The organism is Kribbella sp. NBC_01510 (assembly GCF_045040325.1).
GTDB lineage: Bacteria > Actinomycetota > Actinomycetes > Propionibacteriales > Kribbellaceae > Kribbella.
This window is the reverse complement of sequence record NZ_CP109418.1, coordinates 6,292,216-6,311,863: the sequence shown is the minus strand read 5'-3', so window position 1 is coordinate 6,311,863 and position 19,648 is coordinate 6,292,216. Positions and strand designations below refer to the sequence as shown.

Sequence of the window (19,648 nt, the reverse complement as noted above, 5' to 3'; positions counted from 1 at the left end):
GACGACCGCGACCGCACTGACCAGATCCCGGCTCAGCCGAGGGCGAACCGAGCGGCCGAAACCGGGCCGACGCTGCGACACTGTGCAGCGTGCATATCGCGATCGAGGTCGTAGCCCTCGTCGCCGTGGTCGCGGCCGGGGCCGCACTGGCCCGGCGGCTCGGGATCTCGGCTCCCCTGCTGCTCGTGGTCATCGGGATCGCCGCGTCGTACCTCCCGTTCGTCCCCCGGGTCGAGCTCGCCCCCGAGGTCGTCCTGGTCGGCTTCCTGCCGCCGCTGCTGTACTCGGCGGCGATCAAGACCAGCCTGGTCGACTTCTCCAAACACCGCCGGTCGATCGGGCTGCTGTCGGTCGGGCTGGTCGTGTTCACCGCGCTCGGCGTCGGCGTGGTCGCGTGGTGGCTGCTCGGCGTCGTGGCCGGGTCGCTGGGCCACGAACCGCTGCCGTTGTGGGCCGCCTTCGCGATCGGCGCCGTGGTCGCGCCGCCGGACGCCGTCGCCGCGACCGCGATCGCCAGGCGGGTCGGACTCCCGCGCCGCGTGGTCACCATCCTCGAGGGCGAGAGCCTGGTCAACGACGCGACCGCACTGGTCTGTCTGCGTACGGCGCTCGCGGCCGCAGTGGTCACGCCGACCGTCCTGCACGTCGGCCTGGACTTCGTCCGCGCGGCCGGTGGCGGGGTCGTGATCGGTCTGGCCGTGGCGTTCGTGCTGGCCAAGGTCCGCCGCCGGTTCACCGACCCGGTGCTCGACACCACGCTCAGCCTGACCGCGCCGTTCATCGCCTATGTCGCCGCGGAAGAGATCCATGCGTCCGGCGTCCTCGCCGTGGTCGTCACCGGCCTGTTGCTCGGGCACAAGTCGCCGATCATCCAGTCGGCCAAGTCGCGGATGTCGGAGCGGACCAACTGGCGGACCTTCCAGTTCCTGCTCGAGAACACCGTCTTCCTGCTGATCGGCCTGCAGACCCGGTGGATCCTCGACGACCTCGCGATGAGCCCGCTGCCGGGCTGGCTGATCGCGGCCGCGACCACCGCGGTATTCCTGGCGGTAGTGCTGCTCCGGCCGATCTGGCTGATCCCGTCCACGATCGTGTCCCGGCGCGTCCTCGGCCCGTCCCGGCCGGGACCGGTGTCGTGGCAGGCGCTGATCGTCGTGTCATGGGCCGGGATGCGCGGCGTCGTCACCCTGGCCGCCGTCTTCACCCTCCCCGACGACACCCCGGATCGCGAAGTACTGGTCTTCATCGCGCTCGCCGTGACCGCGGGCACGCTGCTCGTCCAGGGCTCGACCCTGCCCTGGCTGGTACGGCGGCTCCGGCTGCCCGGCCCGGATCCGGCGGAGGATGCGCTGCAGGAGGCCGCCGTACTGCAAGGTGCGCACCGCGCCGCCGAGGAGAAGCTGCAGGAGATCGTCACGCCGGACGACCCGCCCGAGGTGGTCAACCTGCTCCGGCAGCGTGGTGAGGCCCGGGCGCAGGCCGCGTGGGAGCGGCTCGGGCGGCCGGAGAGCGAGTACGAGACGCCGAGCGAGGCCTATCGCCGGCTGCGGATCGCCATGCTCGAGGCCGAGCGGGGACACATCCTGAAGGTCCGCGACGCCGGCCTCGTCGCCGACGAGGTGCTGCAGCGGGCGCAGATCGCCCTTGACATCGAGGAGTCCATCCTGGACCGCGACGAGGACGACGACGTGGGCGGCCGGTCCGAGGACCTGCGGGTCAAGACCTCACCGGGCGGTGCCTGCAAGCACCTCGAACAAGCTCCTTTGGTGGTCGCGCCGAACACACCCGAGGGGTGCGAGGAGTGCCTGGCGATCGGCAGCTCCTGGGTCCACCTGCGTCTCTGCCTCGGCTGCGGTCACGTCGGCTGCTGCGACTCGTCGCCGATGAAGCACGCCAGCAAGCATTACGACGAGACCGAACACCCGGTGATGCGCAGCTTCGAACCAGGCGAGAATTGGCGCTGGTGCTTCGTAGACGAGAAGCTCGGCTAAGGTCATGACCTGATGGCCGACTGTCTCTTCTGTTCCATCATCGCCGGTACGACGCCGGCGCAGATCGTGCTGGAAACACCGGACGTCGTGGGATTCCTCGACGTACGGCCGGTGTTCAAGGGGCACACGCTGATCGTGCCGCGCGAGCACGTGCCGACGCTGGTCGAGCTGCCGGACGCGTTGCTGGTGCCGTTCTTCGGGGCGGCGCGGTCGGTCGCGGATGCCGTGCGTACGGCGTTCGACGCGCAGGGCTCGTTCGTTGCCGTGAACAACATCGTGTCGCAGTCCGTCCCGCATCTCCACGTGCACGTGGTGCCACGGACGAAGGGCGACGGACTGCGCGGCTTCTTCTGGCCCCGCACCAAGTACGCCGACGACGCCGAAGCAGCTGAGTATGCCGGTAAACTCCGCGCCGCTCTGTCGAGCTAAGCGCGCCGTTCGAAGGTGCGGTCCAGCCGTTTCTCCAAGCGGGCCAGGGCATTCTCGGCTGCCACGCGGACGGTGAGGTCCGGGTCCTCGAGGAGATCTTGCAGAGCCTCGGCGTGCTCGGCCTCGCCCGCGGCGCCGACAGCGCGGGCGGCCGTCGCACGGACTCTGGGCAGCTCGTGCTGAAGATCGGGTAGCAGGGCGTCGACGAGCTGACCGAGCTCCCGCTGCGCGGTCAGCCGAGCGACGTGCTCTCGCACCCGCCAGGCGGGATCCCTCGCGGCCACCCGCAGCGCGTCGACGACGTCATCGCGCCAGACGTAGAGGAAGACGCGGGCGGCCCACACCCTGATCCAGTAGTAGTTCACCGGGTCGACCGGCGCGGACCAGCCACCTGGTTTCGGGTTGCCCGTGATCGCCACCAGCTTCGGCAGGTCGGCGCCGTACGCGTCCTCCCCCGAGATCTCTCCGGTGAGGAACGCGACGCACCAGTCGATCACGGCGTCATCGCCGTGCTTGGCGCACGCCGCGCGCACAACCTCGCGCGGCGCCTCGCGTTCCTTGCCCATGCCGACCAGTAAAGCGCCGACCACCGACAACTACTGCGCCCGTGTCAGCCCGCGAGGAGCGAACGGAGCACGTACTGCAGGATGCCGCCGTTGCGGTAGTAGTCGGCCTCGCCGGGGGTGTCGATCCGGACGACCGCGTCGAACTCCTTCTCGCCGCCGTCGGGCGAGGTGACCTTGACGTGGACGGTGCTCGGGATCGAGCCCTCGTTGAGCGCGGTGACGCCGGTGATGTCGAACGTCTCCTCGCCGGTCAGGCCGAGCGACTCCGCGGTCTCACCCTCCGGGTACTGCAGGGGCAGCACGCCCATGCCGATCAGATTCGACCGGTGGATGCGCTCGAAGGACTCGGTGATCACGGCCTTCGCCCCGAGCAGCGCCGTACCCTTGGCGGCCCAGTCGCGCGACGAACCCGAGCCGTACTCCTTGCCGGCCAGGATCACCAGCGGCGTGCCGGCCTCGGCGTACGACTGCGCGGCCTCGTAGATCGACGTGACGGGCGCGTCGTCCTGGGTGAAGTCGCGGGTGAAGCCGCCCTCGGTGCCCGGCGCGATCTGGTTGCGCAGCCGGATGTTCGCGAACGTGCCGCGGATCATCACCTCGTGGTTGCCCCGGCGCGAGCCGTACGAGTTGAAGTCCTTGCGGTCCACGCCGTGGTCGGCCAGATACTTGCCGGCCGGGCTGTCGGCCTTGATCGAACCGGCCGGGGAGATGTGGTCGGTGGTGACCGAGTCGCCCAGCTTGGCCAGCACCCGGGCGCTGGCGATGTCGGTCACCGGCGACGGGTCCTTGGCCATCCCGTCGAAGTACGGAGGCTTGCGCACGTACGTCGACTCGGCGTCCCAGGCGAACGTCTTGCCCTCGGGCGTCGGCAGCGACTGCCAGCGCTCGTCACCGGCGAAGACATCGGCGTAGTCCTTGGTGAACATCTCCTTGCTGATCGAGGAGGCGATCACCTTCTCGACCTCGTCCGCGGCCGGCCAGATGTCCTTCAAGAACACGTCGTTGCCGTCGGTGTCCTGGCCCAGGGCATCGGTCTCGAAGTCGAAGTCCATCGTCCCGGCCAGCGCGTAGGCGATCACCAGCGGCGGCGAGGCGAGGTAGTTCATCTTCACGTCCGGGTTGATCCGGCCCTCGAAGTTGCGGTTGCCGGACAGCACCGAGACGACCGCCAGGTCGGCCTCCTGCACGCCGGCCGAGACGGCCTCGGGCAGCGGGCCCGAGTTCCCGATGCAGGTGGTACAGCCGTAGCCGACCAGGTGGAAGCCGAGCTTCTCCAGGTACGGCGTGACGCCGGCCTTCTCGTAGTAGTCGGTGACGACCTTCGACCCGGGTGCCAGCGACGTCTTCACCCACGGCTTCGAAGCCAGGCCCTTGTCGACCGCGTTCTTGGCCAGCAGCGCGGCGGCGAGCATGACCGACGGGTTCGAGGTGTTGGTGCAGGAGGTGATGCTGGCGATCACGACGTGGCCGTGGTCGAGCTCGGTCTCCGCGCCGTTCATGGTGATCTTGGTCTTCTTCGACGGCCGGCCGGGACCGCCGTGCGGGACATGCGGCTCGTCGTTCACGTCGCCGTGACCGTTCGGCGCGTCGCTGGCCGGGAAGCTCCCGGTCTCCGACGGGTCGACGTCGAGCTCCTCGGTCGCGTAGTCGGTCAGCGCACCGCGGAAGGCCTCCTTGGCCTCGGTCAGCGCGACCCGGTCCTGCGGCCGCTTCGGGCCGGCGATCGACGGTACGACGGTCGACAGGTCGAGCTCGAGGTACTCGGAGAACCGCGGCTCGACCGACTGGTCGTGCCACAGGCCCTGCTCCTTGGCGTACGCCTCGACGAGCGCGACGTCCTGGTCGCTGCGGCCGGTCAGCCGCAGGTACTCCAGGGTGACGTCGTCGATCGGGAAGATCGCGCAGGTGGAGCCGAACTCCGGGCTCATGTTGCCGATCGTGGCCCGGTTCGCCAGCGGCACGGCAGCGACGCCCTCGCCGTAGAACTCGACGAACTTGCCGACCACGCCGTGCTTGCGCAGCTGCTGGGTGATCGTGAGTACGACGTCGGTCGCGGTGGCGCCGGCCGGCACCGAGCCGGTCAGCTTGAAGCCGACGACCTTGGGGATCAGCATCGACACGGGCTGGCCGAGCATGGCCGCCTCGGCCTCGATGCCGCCGACGCCCCAGCCGAGCACGCCGAGACCGTTCACCATCGTGGTGTGACTGTCGGTGCCGACACAGGTGTCGGGGTAAGCGATGCCGTCGCGGACCATGACCGTCCGCGCGAGGTGCTCGATGTTCACCTGGTGGACGATGCCGGTGCCCGGCGGGACGACCTTGAAGTCGTCGAACGCGGTCTGGCCCCAGCGAAGGAACTGGTACCGCTCGCCGTTGCGCTGGTACTCGAACTCGACGTTGCGCTCGAACGCGTCTGGGCGGCCGAAGACGTCGGTGATGACCGAGTGGTCGATGACCAGCTCGGCCGGAGCGAGCGGGTTGATCTTGGTGGGGTCGCCGCCGAGCTCCGCGACCGCCTCGCGCATCGTGGCCAGGTCGACGACACACGGCACACCGGTGAAGTCCTGCATGATCACCCGGGCCGGGGTGAACTGGATCTCCGTGTCGGGCGCCGCGTTCGCGTCCCAGTTGCCGAGCTTGGTGATGTGCTCGGGGGTGATGTTCGCGCCGTCCTCGGTGCGCAGCAGGTTCTCCAGCAGGACCTTCAAGGAGTACGGCAGCGTGTCCGCACCCTCGATGCCCGCCAACCTGAAGATCTCGTACGACTGACCGTTGACCTCGAGTGCACCCTTGGCACCGAAGCTGTCGACGCTCGCCATCAACCTGCTCCTCTGTCCAGTCCAGTTCCGCTGAGCCCATCCTGCCGAGCACGCCGCCCGGCCGCGAGATCAGGCTCCCCTAACCTCGCCCCAAAACTCTCTCGACATCAAGATACACGACATCGAGCCACCAGCGCGCCCGTCCCGAGATCACCCTGCCGGCGCCCCCCAGTCGGAACAGCGCCGGCGCTATCCCGACCTGGGAGGTTTTTTGCGCGTTCCTTGGAGGGTTTCTGCCCGATCCGGGCTGGAAACCCTCCACGAATCCCCGGTCAGGACACCTGTGGGAGGACCTCGGACGCGATGAGGTCGAGGTGGTCGAGGTCCTGGAGGTCCATGATCTGGACGTACTGGCGTTGGGAGCCGACGGCGGCGAACTGGCCGAGGCGGTCGACGACCTCGGCGGGGGTGCCGGCGATGGCGTTGGCCTTGAGGTCTTCGACATCGCGGCCGATCGCGGCGGCGCGCTGCTTGACCTGGGCGTCGTCCTTGCCGACCACGACGGTGTGCGCAGTGGAGAGGTCGAGGGTCTTCGGGTCGCGGCCGATCTCGTCGCAGGCGGCTTGGACGCGCTTGAAGAGCGTGTCGGTCAGCTCGACGGAGCGGAAGCCGGCGTTGAACTCACTCGCGAACTTGGCCGCGAGAGACGGCGTACGCTTCTTGCCCCCGCCCCCGACGATGACCGGCGGGTGCGGCTGCTGGACCGGCTTCGGCAGCGCCGGGGAATCGGTCAGCTGGTAGTGCTCGCCCTGGAAGTTGTACCTCTCCCCCACCGGCGTGTCCCACAGGCCGGTGATCAGCTCGAGCTGCTCGGTCAGCAGGTCGAACCGGCCCGGCGTGTCCGGGAAGTCCAGGCCGTACGCCTTGTGCTCCGTCTCGTACCAGCCGGCGCCGAGCCCGAGCTCCGCACGGCCACCGCTCATCTGGTCGACCTGGGCGACGGTGATCGCCAGGACACCCGGGTTGCGGAAGGTGGCCGAGCTGACCAGCGTGCCGAGCTTGATCCGGCTCGTCTCGCGGGCGAGGCCGGCCAGCGTGATCCAGGCGTCGGTCGGTCCGGGCAGGCCGTCGTTCTCGCCCATCACGAGGTAGTGGTCCGACCGGAAGAACGCGTCGAAGCCGTTCTCCTCGGTCTTGCGTGCCACGGCGAGCAGATCGTCGTACGAGGCACCTTGCTGAGGTTCGGTGAAGATCCTGAGAAGCATGGCGCCCACGCTATCTCGCGGTGGTGTACAGCTTCTCCAGGTATGACGGCTGCCATTGCGGACCGCGGTTGTAGAGGCGGCGTACCAGACCGTGTACGTCGAGGCGCGGCTCGATCGGGTTGTCCCACCAGTCCGGGACCCGGTCGTACCACCGGTCGATCCGCAAGGTCCGGCCGGCCACGTCGATGCGGGCGAACAACCAACCGCCCACGTCGCTCTGCGCCTCGATCTGCCAAAGGTCGCCGAGCAGACCGCTCAGCTTGTCCATGGCGAACTCCGGGTCGTCCACATCCGGCGGCTCCAGGTCGAACCGGTACGACGGGGCGCTCGGGTCCAGCACCTGAATCTGGATGGTGAACCCGGACGGCACGATCGCGGTCCTCGCCCGGCACCACGCATGCAGCGCCTTCACAGCGTCCGACTCCTGCGGCCGTGGCCGGGGCCGCTCGACCTCGGAGCGCATAGCCTCCTCGATCGACCCCGGCGGCGGGGCGATCCGGGGCCCGTCCGCCCCCACCAGCCCCAACCCGGGAATAGACATCCGAGCCACAACATCCGCAGCCGACTCCCCACGCACCCCGTGCGGCGCGCCGTTCCGCTCATCCCCGTTGTGCCGATCGGCCTCCGTCGCCTCGTCCGCGAACCCGTTCACCGCCGGGAAGGATCCGGTCGGCCAGTCACCACCGATCACGGGCACAAAGCCAGTCGGCTCGTCATCCTCATCCGCCGCAAACCCAGCCGACACCTCGGCGCCCGCGTGCTCCGCTGCCTCCGAATCCTCTGCCCAGCCGTCCTGCGCCACATCCGTCGTGCGCTCGGGGTGACTTGCCGCGTCATACTCCCGCGACGACTCCTGCTCGCCGCCGTCGACCCATTCGCCGTCCGCCACCCGCGTCGTGCGCTCGAGGTGACTCGCCGCGTCATCCTCCCGCGACGAATCCTGCTCGCGGCCGTCCACCCATCCGCCGTCCGCCACCCGCGTCGTGCGCTCAAGGTGACTTGCCGCGTCATACTCCGGCGACGACTCCTGCTCGCCGCCGTCCACCCATTCGCCGTGCGCCACGTGCGTGGTGCGCTCCGGCTGGTGCGTCGAGTCCTGCTGCGGCGAGTGCGGGTCGGCGTCCGGCCATTGCCCGTGCGCTACGTGGGTGGTGGGTTCTGGGCGTGGGGTTGGATCTGGCTCTGGGGATGGCTCTGGGTCCGGCCAGGGGGCTGGCTCGGGCTCGGGGCGTGGTCCTGGCTCGGGCTCGGGTTGTGGGACTGGTTCTGGGTCTGGCCAGGGCTGAGGATCCGGGTTCGGGTTTGGTTGAGGGTCGGGGCCCGGGATCGGGTCCGGGTTCGGGCCGGGGATCGGATGTGGGTGCGGCTCCGGCCCTGGGATGGGTGACGGGTCCGGGCCAGGGGTGGGTGTGGGGTATGGGTCGGGGGCTGGGGTCGGTTCGGGGCTCGGTGGGGTGGGCTCGGGCCAGGGGGCTGGGTGGGGCTCGGGTTGAGGCCAGGGCTCCGGGTGCGGTTGGGGCTGGGGCCATGGCTGGGGTTGAGGGTGAGGCTCGACCTGAGCTTTAGCCGTCGAAGCCGGTAGGTCGTAGCCCTGCTCCTCGTCCTCGTCGCCCACCACGTTGGACCGGAGCCTCGGGCGCCCACCGCCCGCCAACCCGTCTCCGGCTGCCCGGTAGGTCTCGTCAGCTGCCCCGGATGCTTGCTGCTCCTCCGCTGCCGCGCGTGCTTGATACTCGTCCGCTGCCACGGGTGCTTCATGTGCCTGCGCTGCCGCAGATGGTCGATGTGTCTCCGCTGCCGCGGGACCCTGATGTGCCTCCGCTGCTGCAAGTGCCTGATGCTCGTCGACTGCCGCAGGTGCTTCATGCGCCCGAGCTGGCGCAGACGTTTGATGTGCCGCCGCTGCTGCGGGAGCTTGGTACGCCTCCGCGGCTGTGGGCGCTTGAGGCTGCTGCGCTGCTGTATGTGCTTGACGCTCATCCGCAGCTGGCTCGGTGGAGTCGGCCGGCACTGCGGGGATCTCGGCGGTCTCGTCGTCGGCGTAGTCGGCTTCCGCGGACGGATCCGAGAAACGCGCGGCTGGGGCGGCGGAGTCGGTGGTCCTGGCCGAGAAACGGGCGTCCGGATCGGATTCAGCTGCCGGGTCTGCCTGCGGGGCCGAGAAGGGTGAGGCGGAAGCGGACGGGGCCGAGAGGCGGTCGCCTGCGGCGGACTGGGCTGCAAGGTCGGTCTGACGGCCTGCCGGAGTGCCGGGCGCCGTCGAAGGGTCGCCTAGGCGCGCAGCGGGCTGCGCGTCAGTCTCCGTCGGACGGGCGGCCGCAGCGCCGGGTGCTGAGGACGGGTCGCCTAGGCGACCGGCGAGCTGTGCCTCGGTCTTTGTCGGACGAGCGACCGTAGTGCCGGGCGCTGTTGACGGGTCGTTCGGGTGGGCGGCGGGGGGCGTGGGGTGGTCTGTCGGGTGGCCGGTGTCGGGGTGGGTGGGTGCAGTGGTCGTGGGCTCCGGGTGTGGGACCGGGGCGAACGGGGATGGGCCGGTGAAGGAGGACGGTTCTTCTTCGGCTGGGTCTGTGTCCAGGACAGCGGCGATCTCGGCGGTGGGGGCGTCGTCGTCTTCGAGATCGGCGGCAGCTGATGTCGGGGCGAATGGCGAGTCGGCCGGCGCTGAGTCAGCTGATCCGCTGAGGGCGGACGGCGAACCAGCCGATGGCGAATCCGCTGGCGAGATGAAGGGGGTATCGGCCGTGGGGGCGTCGGCTGGGTGAGGCGGGGCGAACGGGGACCCGGCCGACGCGGGACTGGCGGGGGCGAACGCGGACTCGGCCGACGGGCGTTCGGGTGATTGGAGGAAGGGGGTGTCGGCCGTGGGGGCGTCGGCTGGGCGAGGCGGGGCGAACGGGGACCCGGCCGACGCGGGATTGGCGGGGGCGAACGGAGACTCCGCCGACGGGCGCTCGGCCGATTGCAGGAAGGGGGTATCAGCCGTGGGGGCGTCGGCGGGGTGGGTCGGGGCGAACGGGGATCCGGCCGGAGCGGGATTGCCGGGGGCGAACGGAGACTCCGCCGGCGGGTGCTCGGCCGGTTGGAGGAACGGGGTGTCGGCCGTGGGGGCGTCGAAGGGTGAGGGGGTTGGCGGAGAGTTCGGGGGTGGGGTGTTGGGGCGGTGGGCGGTGGGGTCTTCTACCCATTCGCCGTTGATCCAGGCGCCGCCTACCCAGTCTCGGTGGGGGTCGGTGGGGGGCTCGTCCGCGAAAGGGGTGTATTCACTGGTGGCTTCTTGCTCGGACCAGGCCGGTTGTTCGGCGGTTTCCCAGTCTTGTTCGTCGGCGGCGGGGGTGTCTTGGTGGCCGGCCGCGGCGGGGGCGTCGGCGAAGAGGCTGGCGTAGAAGTCGTCGCCCTCATGGACGCCGCCGCCGACGCGCGGCGGCTCGGAGGATGGGAGGGGCGAGTCGTACGCCGAACGCATGGGGAGCCCGCTACCTGCCATACCGTCAGGCAGGTAGGTGCCGGGCGCGGGACCACCCTGGAGAGGGACGTCGGGCAGGTAAGCGCCCGCCTCGCTCGGGAAGTCGGCGTCGGTGGCGTCGTCGTGTTTGCGGCGGCGGAGCCAGCCTTGTTTCTTGGCCGTGACGCCGTACTCCTCATGAGGGGCGGGCGCCTCGTCACGGTCAGGAGCCTCGTCACGGGCGGCGGGCGCCTCGTCGTGGGAAGCCGGCGTCATCCGGAGCGGCGGATCGTCGATCGGCTGGCCCGTGAACGGGCTGATGCCGGGTGGGACGACGAACGACTCTTCCTCGTCGTCGTCCGGCCGGCCGTCGGATGCTCCAATCACGACATCCTCAACGACCGAGACCTCGGCTGTGTCAGGTTCGTCGGGGAAACTTTCCGGTACCGCAAAGTTCCGGGTGAAGTCCTCCCCCGCGAGCACCCCGGCCGGCAGGTCGGGCTGCACCGGCGACCGCGGGTCGATCTCGAAGCGATCGAAGAAGGACTGCAAGGCGCCGGCGGTGACACCCGAAGCACCCACGCTCCGGATCAGCTGCACCCCGAAGGGCCGCAGTTCGTCGAGCCCGCCGAGGTAGTCGGCCCACCCGGCGACCCACTCGATCATCTCGTCGGCGGCCGCCTCGTCCGAGGTGACCCACTGGCCGATCGGCGCGAACCCGTCCTCCACCGGCTGCCACGGGTCCCCCGGGTACGACGCCCGCGCCCACGTCCCGTTGAACGCGCCGTACACGAATCCCAGCTCGCCCGCAGCCATCCGCTGCCGCACCTCGGGCTGCCCGATCCAGTCCGGCGACCCGGCCAACAGGTCAGTGCCCGCGGTCTGGCTGTGCTGCGTGTGGAACCCGAACAGCACCGCCCGCCCGTCCTCGAGCCGCAGCATCCGCAGCACCGACGCGGTCTCGTCCTGATGGTGATACCCGTCGGCGTCGGCGTACCACCGCCGGTCGAAGCCCGTGGCATGGGCGACCGCGGCGAGTGCGGTCCAGCGGGCGCGCAGCTCCTCCGGGTCGTCCAGGTCAACGAGCGGCATCAGGTCTCCAGCGCATGGGAATCCAGGGCCAGAACGCTACCCGAGCCCTCCACCGGCCGCGACTTCCCGGTCATGGGGCCTCCCGGCCTGGACTGAGGAGCGGAGGGAGCGAAGCGACTGGAGCGACGAGGGAAGGGCGGGAGTCACAGCCCCATGCCCCGCCGCGCCGGAGGCGTGGCATCAGTACTGTCCACAGGCTCGAGTATGGCGACGCACTCGATGTGATGCGTCATCCCGAACAGGTCGAACGCCCGCAGCGACGCGATCCCGTACCCGAGCCGCCCGAACGTCTTCAGATCCCGCGCCAGCGCCGCCGGGTCACACGCCACATACGCCACTCGTCGCGGTCCCAGCGCCGCGATCCGCCGTACGACGTCCTTCCCTGCCCCCGTCCGCGGTGGGTCCAGCACGACCAGATCGACATGCTCCAGCCCCTTCCCGGCGGCCGTGTTCAGCACCCGGTCCACATCGCCGGTCTCGAGCGTCACGTCCGGCAGGTCATGCAGATTCCGCCGCGCGTTCCGTACGGCGTCCTTGTCCCCTTCGATCGCCAGCACCGGGCACCCGGCCTCAGCCAGAAACGCCGCAAACAGCCCAACGCCGGAGTAGAGGTCCAGCGCCGTCTCCCCCGCCATCGGCTCGAGCCCGCTCATGACAGCGTCCACCAGCGTCGACGGAGCCGCCGGGTGCACCTGCCAGAACCCACCGGCCTCCACCCGGAACCGCCGGCCCCGAACCACCTCGACAACCCGCCCACCGGGCACCTCGTCCGTCTGTACGGCGGTCTTGCCCTCGGACGACACCACAGCCTGCACGGACGACGTACCGGGCCACCGATCACTCAGTACGTCGGGAGTCCCCGGGTGAGCGATCAGACACCGGTCGATCGGGACCAGGTCGTGCGAGCGGTGCGCGTACATCCCCGGTCGCCCGTCGACCACGGCGTACCGCATCCGGGTCCGCCAGCCGAGGCCGTCGTCGCCTGGGGACTCCATCACGATCGTGCGCTCGATGCCGCCGATGCGCCGGAGGGTGTCCGACACCACGGTCGCCTTCAGCCGTCGCTGCTCCACGATGTTGGCGTGCTGGAAGTCACAGCCGCCACACAGTCCGGGCCCGGCGTACGGGCAGGGCGGCTCGATCCGTTGCGGTGACGGCGTCAGTACCTGGACGGCGTCCGCCCGCAGGTACTTCGCGTTCTGCTCGGTGATGCGGGCGTGGACCAGCTCACCCGGCAACGCGTGCCGGACGAACACCACCTGCCCCTCGTGCCGGGCCACACAGTGTCCTCCGTGCGCGACTGGGCCTACTTCCAGCTCGACTACCGTCCCGACGATGTCCTCGTCTGTCACCGATCTCCTGACGCCTTGCGGGCCCCACGCCGTACCTGGCCGGCCACCCGTTCCACTCGATCCTGCCGCTCCTCCGCGTCATGCGCCGAGATCAGCTGGTAAGGAACCGACGTAACCATGACACCAGGTGTGAACAAGAGCCGCCCCTTGAGCCGCAGGGCGCTCTGGTTGTGCAGGATGTGCTCCCACCAGTGGCCGACGACGTACTCCGGGATGTAGACCATCACCACGTCCCGCGGCGACTGCCGCCGGATGTCGCGTACGTACTGCAGGATCGGCCGGGTGATCTCGCGGTACGGCGAGGCCAGCCGCTTCAGCGGGATGGGGATCCCCCGGCGATCCCAGTCGGCTTGGAGTGCCTCCGACTCGTCCCGGTCGACGTCGACTGTGACCGCCTCGAGCGTGTACGGCCGGGCCGCCTTCGCGAAGGCCAGCGCCCGGAGGGTCGGTTTGTGCAGCTTGGACACCAGCACGATCGCGTGCACCCGGGACGGCAGCATGAGCGGCTCGTCACCCTCGACCGCCATCTGCTTGCCAACCGTGTCGTAGTGCCGGTGGATGCCCTTCATCAGCATGAACAGCACCGCCATCGCGATGATCGCGATGTACGCGCCGAGCAGGAACTTGGTGATCAGCACGATGACCAGCACAATGCCGGTCAGCGTCAGGCCGATCGTGTTGATCACCCGGGACCGCTTCATCCGGGCCCGCTGGCCCGGGTCCTGCTCGTCGCGCAGCAGCCGGGTCCAATGCCGGACCATGCCGGTCTGGCTGATCGTGAAGGACACGAACACACCGACGATGTAGAGCTGGATCAGCCGGGTCACCTCGGCGTTGAAGGCGACGATCAGCACGATCGCGAAGCCGGCCAGGATGATGATGCCGTTGCTGAACGCGAGCCGGTCGCCGCGGGTGTGCAGCTGGCGCGGCAGGTAGCCGTCCCGGGCCAGGATCGAGGCGAGCACCGGGAAGCCGTTGAAGGCGGTGTTCGCGGCCAGCGCCAGGATCACGCCGGTCGCCGCCGCGACCAGGTAGAAGCCTGGTGAGAAGTGGTCGAAGATCCCCTTCGCCAACTGCCCGATGATCGGGTCCTGGTGGTATTCCTCCCCGACCGGCACCCCGTTCAGGGTCAGCTGGGTGGCCGGGTTCTCGGCGAAGCGCACCTTCATCACATTGGCCAGCGCAACCACGCTGACCACCATCGCGATCGAGATGGAGCCGAGCAAGGCCAGCGTGGTCGCCGCGTTCTTGCTCTTCGGCTTCTTGAAGGCGGGCACGCCGTTGCTGATCGCCTCGACACCGGTCAGCGCCGCACAGCCGGACGAGAACGCCCGCAGGACCAGGAACGCCATCGCCAGCCCGCTCGCACCGTGCGCGAACTGACCCTCGGCGATGAGACCCAGGTTCGAGCTGGCCGCGTCCGGCAAGGTGCCGAACAGCAGCCGGCCGAAGCCCCAGGCCGCCATCCCGAGGATGGTGACCATGAAGATGTACGTCGGGATCGCGAAGGCGGCACCTGATTCGCGCACGCCGCGCAGGTTCATCGTGGTCAGGAAGAGCACAGCGATCACGGCCGCCTGGGCCTGGTGTCCCTCCAGCGCCGGTATCGCCGACGCGGCGTACTGCGCGGCCGACGAGATCGACACAGCGACGGTGAGCACGTAGTCGACCATCAGCGCGCTGGCCACGGTGAGGCCGGCGGTCGGACCGAGGTTCTCGTTGGCGACCTCGTAGTCGCCGCCGCCCGAGGGGTACGCGTGGACGTTCTGCCGGTAGGACAGCACCACCACGACCAGGACCACCGCCACAGCCAGTGAGATCTTCCACGAGATCGTCAGCGCCGCCAGGCCGGCGATCGACAGCGTCAGGAAGATCTCGTCAGGGGCGTAGGCCACCGACGACAGTGCGTCGCTGGCGAACACCGGGAGGGCGATGCGCTTGGGCAGCAGGGTCTCACCCAGTTGGGTGCTGCGCAGTTTGCGGCCGAGCAGGAGCCGTTTGCCGATGTCGCCTAGAGCGGGAGTCACACCGGTGATGTTAGAGGGGCGTGAGAGCCGGTGTAGCGTCTATCCCTGCCGAACCGATGCCAGCGGCCCCACGGGCAGGGAGTGATCACGGAGTGCACGTCGTCATCATGGGCTGCGGCCGCGTCGGGTCGACGCTGGCGCGGGGCCTGGAGAAGCGGGGCCATACGGTCGCGATCATCGACCAGTCGGCCGACGCCTTCCGCCGGCTGAGCCCGAACTTCACCGGCCGCACCATCGTCGGGATGGGCTTCGACCGCGAGGTGCTGATCGAGGCCGGGATCGAGGAGGCGGAGGCGTTCGCCGCCGTCTCGAACGGCGACAACTCCAACATCCTGGCCGCCCGGGTGGCCCGGGAGAACTTCGGGATCAGCAACGTGGTGGCCCGGATCTACGACCCCGGTCGCGCCGAGGTGTACCAGCGGCTCGGCATCCCGACCGTCGGCACCGTGCGCTGGACCGTCGACCAGATGATGCGCCGGCTGCTGCCGGAAGGCTCCGAGCCGGAGTGGCGTGACCCGTCCGCGACGGTCCGGCTGGCCGAGGTGCACGTGCACACCGAGTGGGTCGGCCGGCTCGCGTTCGACATCGAGAGGGCCACCGGCGCCCGCGTCGCGTTCCTGACCAGGCTGGGCGAGGGACTGCTCCCCCGCGCCGACACGGTCATCCAGGAGGGTGACCTGGTCCACGTCGTGATGCTGGAGCGGGATGTCGCGGCGATCGAGTCCCAACTCGGCACCAAGCCTGAGGAGCTGTGATGCGGGTAGCCATCGCCGGAGCCGGGAACGTCGGTCGGTCGATCGCCGCCGAGTTGCTGGAGAACGGCCACGAGGTCCTGCTGATCGACAAGGACCCGCGGGCGATCAAGGCCGAGTCGGTGCCGCGGGCCGAGTGGCTGCTGGCCGACGCGTGCGAGCTGTCCTCCCTGGAGGAGGCCGCCCTGCAGCGTTGCCAGGTGGCGATCGCCAGCACCGGTGACGACAAGGTGAACCTGGTCGTCTCGCTGCTCGCCAAGACCGAGTTCGGCGTTCCCCGGACCGTTGCCCGGGTCAACCATCCGCGCAACGAGTGGATGTTCAACGAGGCCTGGGGTGTCGACGTGTCGGTGTCCACCCCGCGGATCATGTCCGCGCTGGTGGAGGAGGCGGTCTCGGTCGGCGACCTGGTCCGGCTGTTCACCTTCCGCCAGGGCGACGCGAACCTGGTCGAGCTGACCCTGCCCGAGGACTCCCCGATGATCGGTCAGCGGGTCGGCGACATCGACTGGCCTCTGGACACCGCGCTGGTGGTCATCCTGCGCGAGGGCCGCGTCCTGCGGCCGGACCCCGAAGGCACGCTCGAGCTCAACGACGAACTGCTGTTCGTCGCCGCGGACGAGACCGAGGAGCAGCTCGAGGACATGCTCTCCCCGCACCACCGCCACGCGGCCGAGTAAGACCTCTTACTTCTTGTTGCCCCGGAGCAGGTGGGTCACGTGGTCACGCGCCTCGTCCCACTTCTCCGGCGGCAGTGAGCCGCGCAGTACGGCGTACGCGAGCCAGAGCGCGAGCGCGTAGAACGGGAGCCCGAGGCCGATCTTCGCGATGCCGAGCGCGTTCAGGCTGCCGGTGAAGTACAGCGGCACCTGGACGATCAGCCGGACCGCGAAGAGGCCGACGAACACCAGAGTGGCCCGGGAGAAACCCCTCAGCATCGCGGGGTCCTTGCGCCAGGCCGTGCCGGTCTGGGTGATCACGCCGTACAGCACGCCGAACAGCGGCCAGCGGACGAGCACGGTGATCAGGTACAGAGCGCCGTACCCCAGGTTCGTCAGCAGGCCGGGGACGTAGACGTCCTTGGCGTTGCCGGTGCGGTTCGCGACCCAGGCGGAGATCAGGACGCCGACGAAACCGCCGAAGACGTTGCGAAGCGGCTGCCGGCGGATGAGACGCAGTAGGGCGACCGCGGCACCGCACGCGACCGCGACGATCAGCGCGACCTGCAGGTTGTGGTCGGTGGCCGCGTAGACGATCAGGAACGCGATCCACGGCAGCCCGATGTCGAGCAGCGCACCCCAGCCGCCGAGCGCATGGAAGAAGTCCTTGTCGGTGCTCGGCGCATGCTTGACCGGCTCGTCGTCCGGCTTCTCCTCGCCGGCAACCGGCTGATCCGTCAGCTCGGACTCGGCGGCCTCGAGCTCGGGGCGCAGGATCTCGACCAGCTTCTCTTCCAGGTTCTCTCCGACCTGGTCGCGGCGCGACGTCGGCTCAGCCATGGGCGGCCGTCGGGCGGAGTTCGTAGCGCGGGTTGAACATCACCCGGTCGCCGTCGACGACACCGATCCGCCCGGAGGCGATCAGTTCCGAGCCGGGATGGATCCCGGCGATCTTGCGCCGGCCGAGCCAGATCAGCTTGACCGTGCCGGTGCCGTCGTACAACTCGCCCTCCAAGGCCGGTACGCCGCCGCGTGGGCTGAACGTGATCGTGCGCAGCGTGCCGTACAGCGTGACCATTTCGCGGTCGTGGCAGCCGGTGATCGACCGCGCACCACAGTCGTGCGCGAAGTCCTGGAGGACCTCGGCGTCCTGCTGATCGCGGTCTCCGGCCAGCCCGCGGAAGGCACGCCGCCACAGCCCCGCGGGTTTCTCACTACCCATGCGATCGAGTGTAGTCCGTCAGGCCTCTTCGTCAGGAGCCGGCTGAGCGCCCGGCGGCAGCTGCAACGGCAGCGACTCGCGGACGGCCATCGGCTCGGCGCCGCGGACCACGATGACGTTGCGCAGCGTCTCCTCCATCGGTGCCGCGGCATCCGGCTCGACTGCGGCCCGGCCGAGCACCGTCGCCCGGAGCAGCCAGCGCGGACCGTCCACGCCGACGACCCGCGAGGTCTGGCTGAAGATCTGTCCATCCGGGTCCTCGACCGGCACGACCAGCACGAGCTCGGTGCCGAACGTGCCCTCGGTCTCGGTCGCCGTACCGCCCATCCGGCTGGCCTCGGCGGCGATCTCGCGCCGGACCTCGGTCCAGATACCGGTCTTCTTCGGCGCCGCGAACGCCCGCAGCTCGAGCGCGGAGTCCTCCAGCACCAGCAGGATCGCCTGCACCTGGCCGGTCTGCTCGTCGACCTGCAGCCGAAGCTCCATCCCCGGCATGCCGGTGATCACCAGGGCGCCCAGGTCGATCCGGTCCTCCGCCTCCAGGACCGACGGGTCGACCTCGCTGGAGTCGAACGGACCCTCGGCGCGAGGTTCCGCCGTCTCCTCGACGGCTGCGTCCGTCTCGGTCGTCTCGGGGTCTTCGTTCTTGGCCTTGCGGCGGAAGATCATTCTGTTTCCTTATGGTGTCGGTACAAACCCGCCGTAGTTTCGCGCATCCGTCAGGTCAACAGGTGGACCTGCTCCGCTCAGCGTGTCACATCACCGAAGCCGCCGGTCGAACCGTGTCCGCCTTCGCCGCGGGCCGAACCGGGGAGCGAGGTCACCTCGACGAACCGCGCCTTCTCCACCGGCTGGATGATCAGCTGTGCGATCCGGTCGCCACGCCGCAGCGTCACCTCGGCGCGCGGGTCGAGGTTGATCAGACACACCTTGATCTCGCCACGGTAGCCCGCATCCACAGTGCCAGGTGCGTTCACGAGCGTCACCCCGTGCTTCGCGGCCAATCCGGAGCGCGGGTGCACGAAGGCGGCGTACCCGTCCTGCAGGGCGATGGCGATCCCGGTGCCGACCAGGCCACGCTCGCCGGGCTTGAGAGTGATGTCGCTCGTCGCCACCAGGTCCGCGCCGGCATCGCCGGGATGCGCGTACGACGGGAGCGGGAGGTCGGGGTCGAGTCGCTGGATGAGAACCTCGGTCACGAGAGGCGACCTTACCGATGAGCCTGCACCGCCCCCGTGCCAGGCTGGTCCTTGTGGGTACCTATCGCGAGAAGCTGAGCGTGCCGGTGTCGTGGTGGATCATCGCCGTCATCGCGACAGTCACGCTCTTCGTCATCACCTATGTACCGGTCGGGTCGTTCGGCGGCGTCTTCGTCGGCGTCACCGCCGCGGTCCTGCTGGTGCTCTTCTTCCTCCAGTACGGCGCCGCGCGGGTCGAGGTGGACGGCGAGCGGCTCCGGGCCGGCCGGGCCGTGATCGAACGGGCGCACCTGGGCACGGTCGAGGCACTGACCGGCGACGACGCGCGGCGCGCGTTCGGACGGGAGTGCGACCCGAAGGCATACCTGCTGCTGCGCCCGTATGTGCGGAGCGCCGTCCGGGTCCAGATCACCGATCCGCGCGACCCGGCGCCGTACTGGGTGATCGCCACGCGGCACCCGGACCGCTTGGCGGCAGCCCTGAGGGGCAACAGCGTGGCAAGATCCTGACTGTCGGGGACTTGCGTTAGGAGGCTGCTGTGGTCGGAGCGAAGATCGGCTGGAAGCTGGTGCTGACCGCGTTCACGCTGGTGGTGGGACTGGTCGCGAACAAGGCCGTCCGAACGGCCTGGAAGCTCGGCTCGGGCGGGAAGCCGCCGAAGGCCGGCGAGGGCGGGTACGCCGAGGTGGTCAGCTGGGCGGTGGCGAGTGGTGCCGCCGCGGCGGCGGCCAAGCTGTTCGCGGAGCGGCGGGCGGCGCAGTACTGGCTGAAGTCGACGGGCTACGCGCCGCCGGGGTATGAGCAGGACACGACCAAGGGCCTGGTCAAGGACACGGACACCGGCCTGGTGAAGAAGCAGGACTGACTCGAGACAGCGCGGGACCGTCCCCGAG

16 protein-coding genes are annotated in these 19,648 nt (G+C 69.7%); 6 read left to right on the top strand and 10 right to left on the bottom strand.

What is annotated here, in order from left to right:
- Nucleotides 1-89: 89 nt before the first annotated feature.
- Together OG558_RS31255 and OG558_RS31250 are read left to right on the top strand one after the other, a co-directional pair.
- Nucleotides 90-1,991, top strand: coding sequence for a Na+/H+ antiporter (locus OG558_RS31255; protein WP_405066182.1), 1,902 nt, complete (start codon nt 90-92; stop codon nt 1,989-1,991).
- 12 nt (nt 1,992-2,003) lie between these two features.
- Nucleotides 2,004-2,420 carry an HIT family protein gene (locus OG558_RS31250; RefSeq protein WP_405066181.1) on the top strand — a complete coding sequence of 139 codons (417 nt, stop codon included), beginning with the start codon at nt 2,004-2,006 and terminating at the stop codon, nt 2,418-2,420.
- On the opposite strand, the gene OG558_RS31245 is transcribed toward OG558_RS31250, so the two are convergent.
- From OG558_RS31245 to OG558_RS31220, 6 genes are all read right to left on the bottom strand, one after another.
- The gene (locus OG558_RS31245) at nt 2,417-2,986 is read right to left on the bottom strand and encodes a HEAT repeat domain-containing protein (RefSeq protein ID WP_405066180.1); all 570 of its coding nucleotides are present in this window, start codon (nt 2,984-2,986) and stop codon (nt 2,417-2,419) included. The two genes, OG558_RS31250 and OG558_RS31245, sit on opposite strands and share 4 nt — an antisense overlap.
- Nucleotides 2,987-3,030: 44 nt before the next feature.
- A complete protein-coding gene (gene acnA, locus OG558_RS31240; RefSeq protein WP_405066179.1) occupies nt 3,031-5,805 on the bottom strand; it encodes an aconitate hydratase AcnA in 2,775 nt (924 codons plus the stop codon).
- A 272-nt stretch (nt 5,806-6,077) separates the two neighbouring features.
- The gene (locus OG558_RS31235) at nt 6,078-7,010 is read right to left on the bottom strand and encodes an LLM class F420-dependent oxidoreductase (RefSeq protein WP_405066178.1); all 933 of its coding nucleotides are present in this window, start codon (nt 7,008-7,010) and stop codon (nt 6,078-6,080) included.
- Between the two features lie 10 nt (nt 7,011-7,020).
- A complete protein-coding gene (locus OG558_RS31230) occupies nt 7,021-11,544 on the bottom strand; it encodes a hypothetical protein (protein ID WP_405066177.1) in 4,524 nt (1,507 codons plus the stop codon).
- Nucleotides 11,545-11,687: 143 nt separating this feature from the next.
- On the bottom strand, nt 11,688-12,896 hold the full coding sequence (locus OG558_RS31225; protein WP_405066176.1) for a class I SAM-dependent RNA methyltransferase: 1,209 nt from the start codon (nt 12,894-12,896) through the stop codon (nt 11,688-11,690).
- Entirely contained in the window at nt 12,893-14,923 is a 2,031-nt protein-coding gene (locus OG558_RS31220; RefSeq protein ID WP_405066175.1) for an APC family permease, read from the bottom strand. The genes OG558_RS31225 and OG558_RS31220 overlap by 4 nt, the downstream gene beginning before the upstream one ends.
- A gap of 92 nt (nt 14,924-15,015) precedes the next feature.
- Here OG558_RS31220 and OG558_RS31215 point away from each other — a divergent pair, with 92 nt between their 5' ends.
- Both OG558_RS31215 and OG558_RS31210 read left to right on the top strand, forming a co-directional pair.
- A complete protein-coding gene (locus OG558_RS31215; protein ID WP_405066174.1) occupies nt 15,016-15,678 on the top strand; it encodes a potassium channel family protein in 663 nt (220 codons plus the stop codon).
- Entirely contained in the window at nt 15,678-16,355 is a 678-nt protein-coding gene (locus OG558_RS31210; RefSeq protein ID WP_329478431.1) for a TrkA family potassium uptake protein, read from the top strand. Before OG558_RS31215 ends, OG558_RS31210 begins: the two co-directional genes overlap by 1 nt.
- Before the next feature lie 6 nt (nt 16,356-16,361).
- Here the strand turns inward: OG558_RS31210 and OG558_RS31205 are convergent, their stop codons facing one another.
- From OG558_RS31205 to dut, 4 genes are all read right to left on the bottom strand, one after another.
- On the bottom strand, nt 16,362-17,174 hold the full coding sequence (locus OG558_RS31205; RefSeq protein ID WP_405066173.1) for a DUF3159 domain-containing protein: 813 nt from the start codon (nt 17,172-17,174) through the stop codon (nt 16,362-16,364).
- The gene (locus OG558_RS31200) at nt 17,167-17,556 is read right to left on the bottom strand and encodes an OB-fold nucleic acid binding domain-containing protein (RefSeq protein WP_405066172.1); all 390 of its coding nucleotides are present in this window, start codon (nt 17,554-17,556) and stop codon (nt 17,167-17,169) included. Before OG558_RS31200 ends, OG558_RS31205 begins: the two co-directional genes overlap by 8 nt.
- Nucleotides 17,557-17,574: 18 nt before the next feature.
- A complete protein-coding gene (locus OG558_RS31195; protein ID WP_405066171.1) occupies nt 17,575-18,225 on the bottom strand; it encodes a DUF3710 domain-containing protein in 651 nt (216 codons plus the stop codon).
- Nucleotides 18,226-18,302: 77 nt separating this feature from the next.
- A complete protein-coding gene (gene dut / locus OG558_RS31190) occupies nt 18,303-18,755 on the bottom strand; it encodes a dUTP diphosphatase (RefSeq protein WP_329478440.1) in 453 nt (150 codons plus the stop codon).
- Between the two features lie 53 nt (nt 18,756-18,808).
- Between dut and OG558_RS31185 the strand changes: the two genes are divergently transcribed.
- Nucleotides 18,809-19,264, top strand: a complete 456-nt coding sequence (locus tag OG558_RS31185) for a DUF3093 domain-containing protein (RefSeq protein ID WP_405066170.1) — start codon at nt 18,809-18,811, stop codon at nt 19,262-19,264.
- A 29-nt stretch (nt 19,265-19,293) separates the two neighbouring features.
- Entirely contained in the window at nt 19,294-19,620 is a 327-nt protein-coding gene (locus tag OG558_RS31180) for a DUF4235 domain-containing protein (RefSeq protein WP_405066169.1), read from the top strand.
- Nucleotides 19,621-19,648: the final 28 nt, after the last annotated feature.

Bases quoted from the DNA above. Each gene is read 5' to 3' on its own strand.
- OG558_RS31245 (WP_405066180.1), bottom strand. From the start codon at position 2,986: ATGGGCAAGGAACGCGAGGCGCCGCGCGAGGTTGTGCGCGCGGCGTGC.
- OG558_RS31230 (WP_405066177.1), bottom strand. From the start codon at position 11,544: ATGCCGCTCGTTGACCTGGACGACCCGGAGGAGCTGCGCGCCCGCTGG.
- OG558_RS31200 (WP_405066172.1), bottom strand. From the start codon at position 17,556: ATGGGTAGTGAGAAACCCGCGGGGCTGTGGCGGCGTGCCTTCCGCGGG.
- OG558_RS31250 (WP_405066181.1), top strand. From the start codon at position 2,004: ATGGCCGACTGTCTCTTCTGTTCCATCATCGCCGGTACGACGCCGGCG.
- OG558_RS31205 (WP_405066173.1), bottom strand. From the start codon at position 17,174: ATGGCTGAGCCGACGTCGCGCCGCGACCAGGTCGGAGAGAACCTGGAA.
- OG558_RS31195 (WP_405066171.1), bottom strand. From the start codon at position 18,225: ATGATCTTCCGCCGCAAGGCCAAGAACGAAGACCCCGAGACGACCGAG.
- OG558_RS31235 (WP_405066178.1), bottom strand. From the start codon at position 7,010: ATGCTTCTCAGGATCTTCACCGAACCTCAGCAAGGTGCCTCGTACGAC.
- OG558_RS31210 (WP_329478431.1), top strand. From the start codon at position 15,678: ATGCGGGTAGCCATCGCCGGAGCCGGGAACGTCGGTCGGTCGATCGCC.
- acnA (WP_405066179.1), bottom strand. From the start codon at position 5,805: ATGGCGAGCGTCGACAGCTTCGGTGCCAAGGGTGCACTCGAGGTCAAC.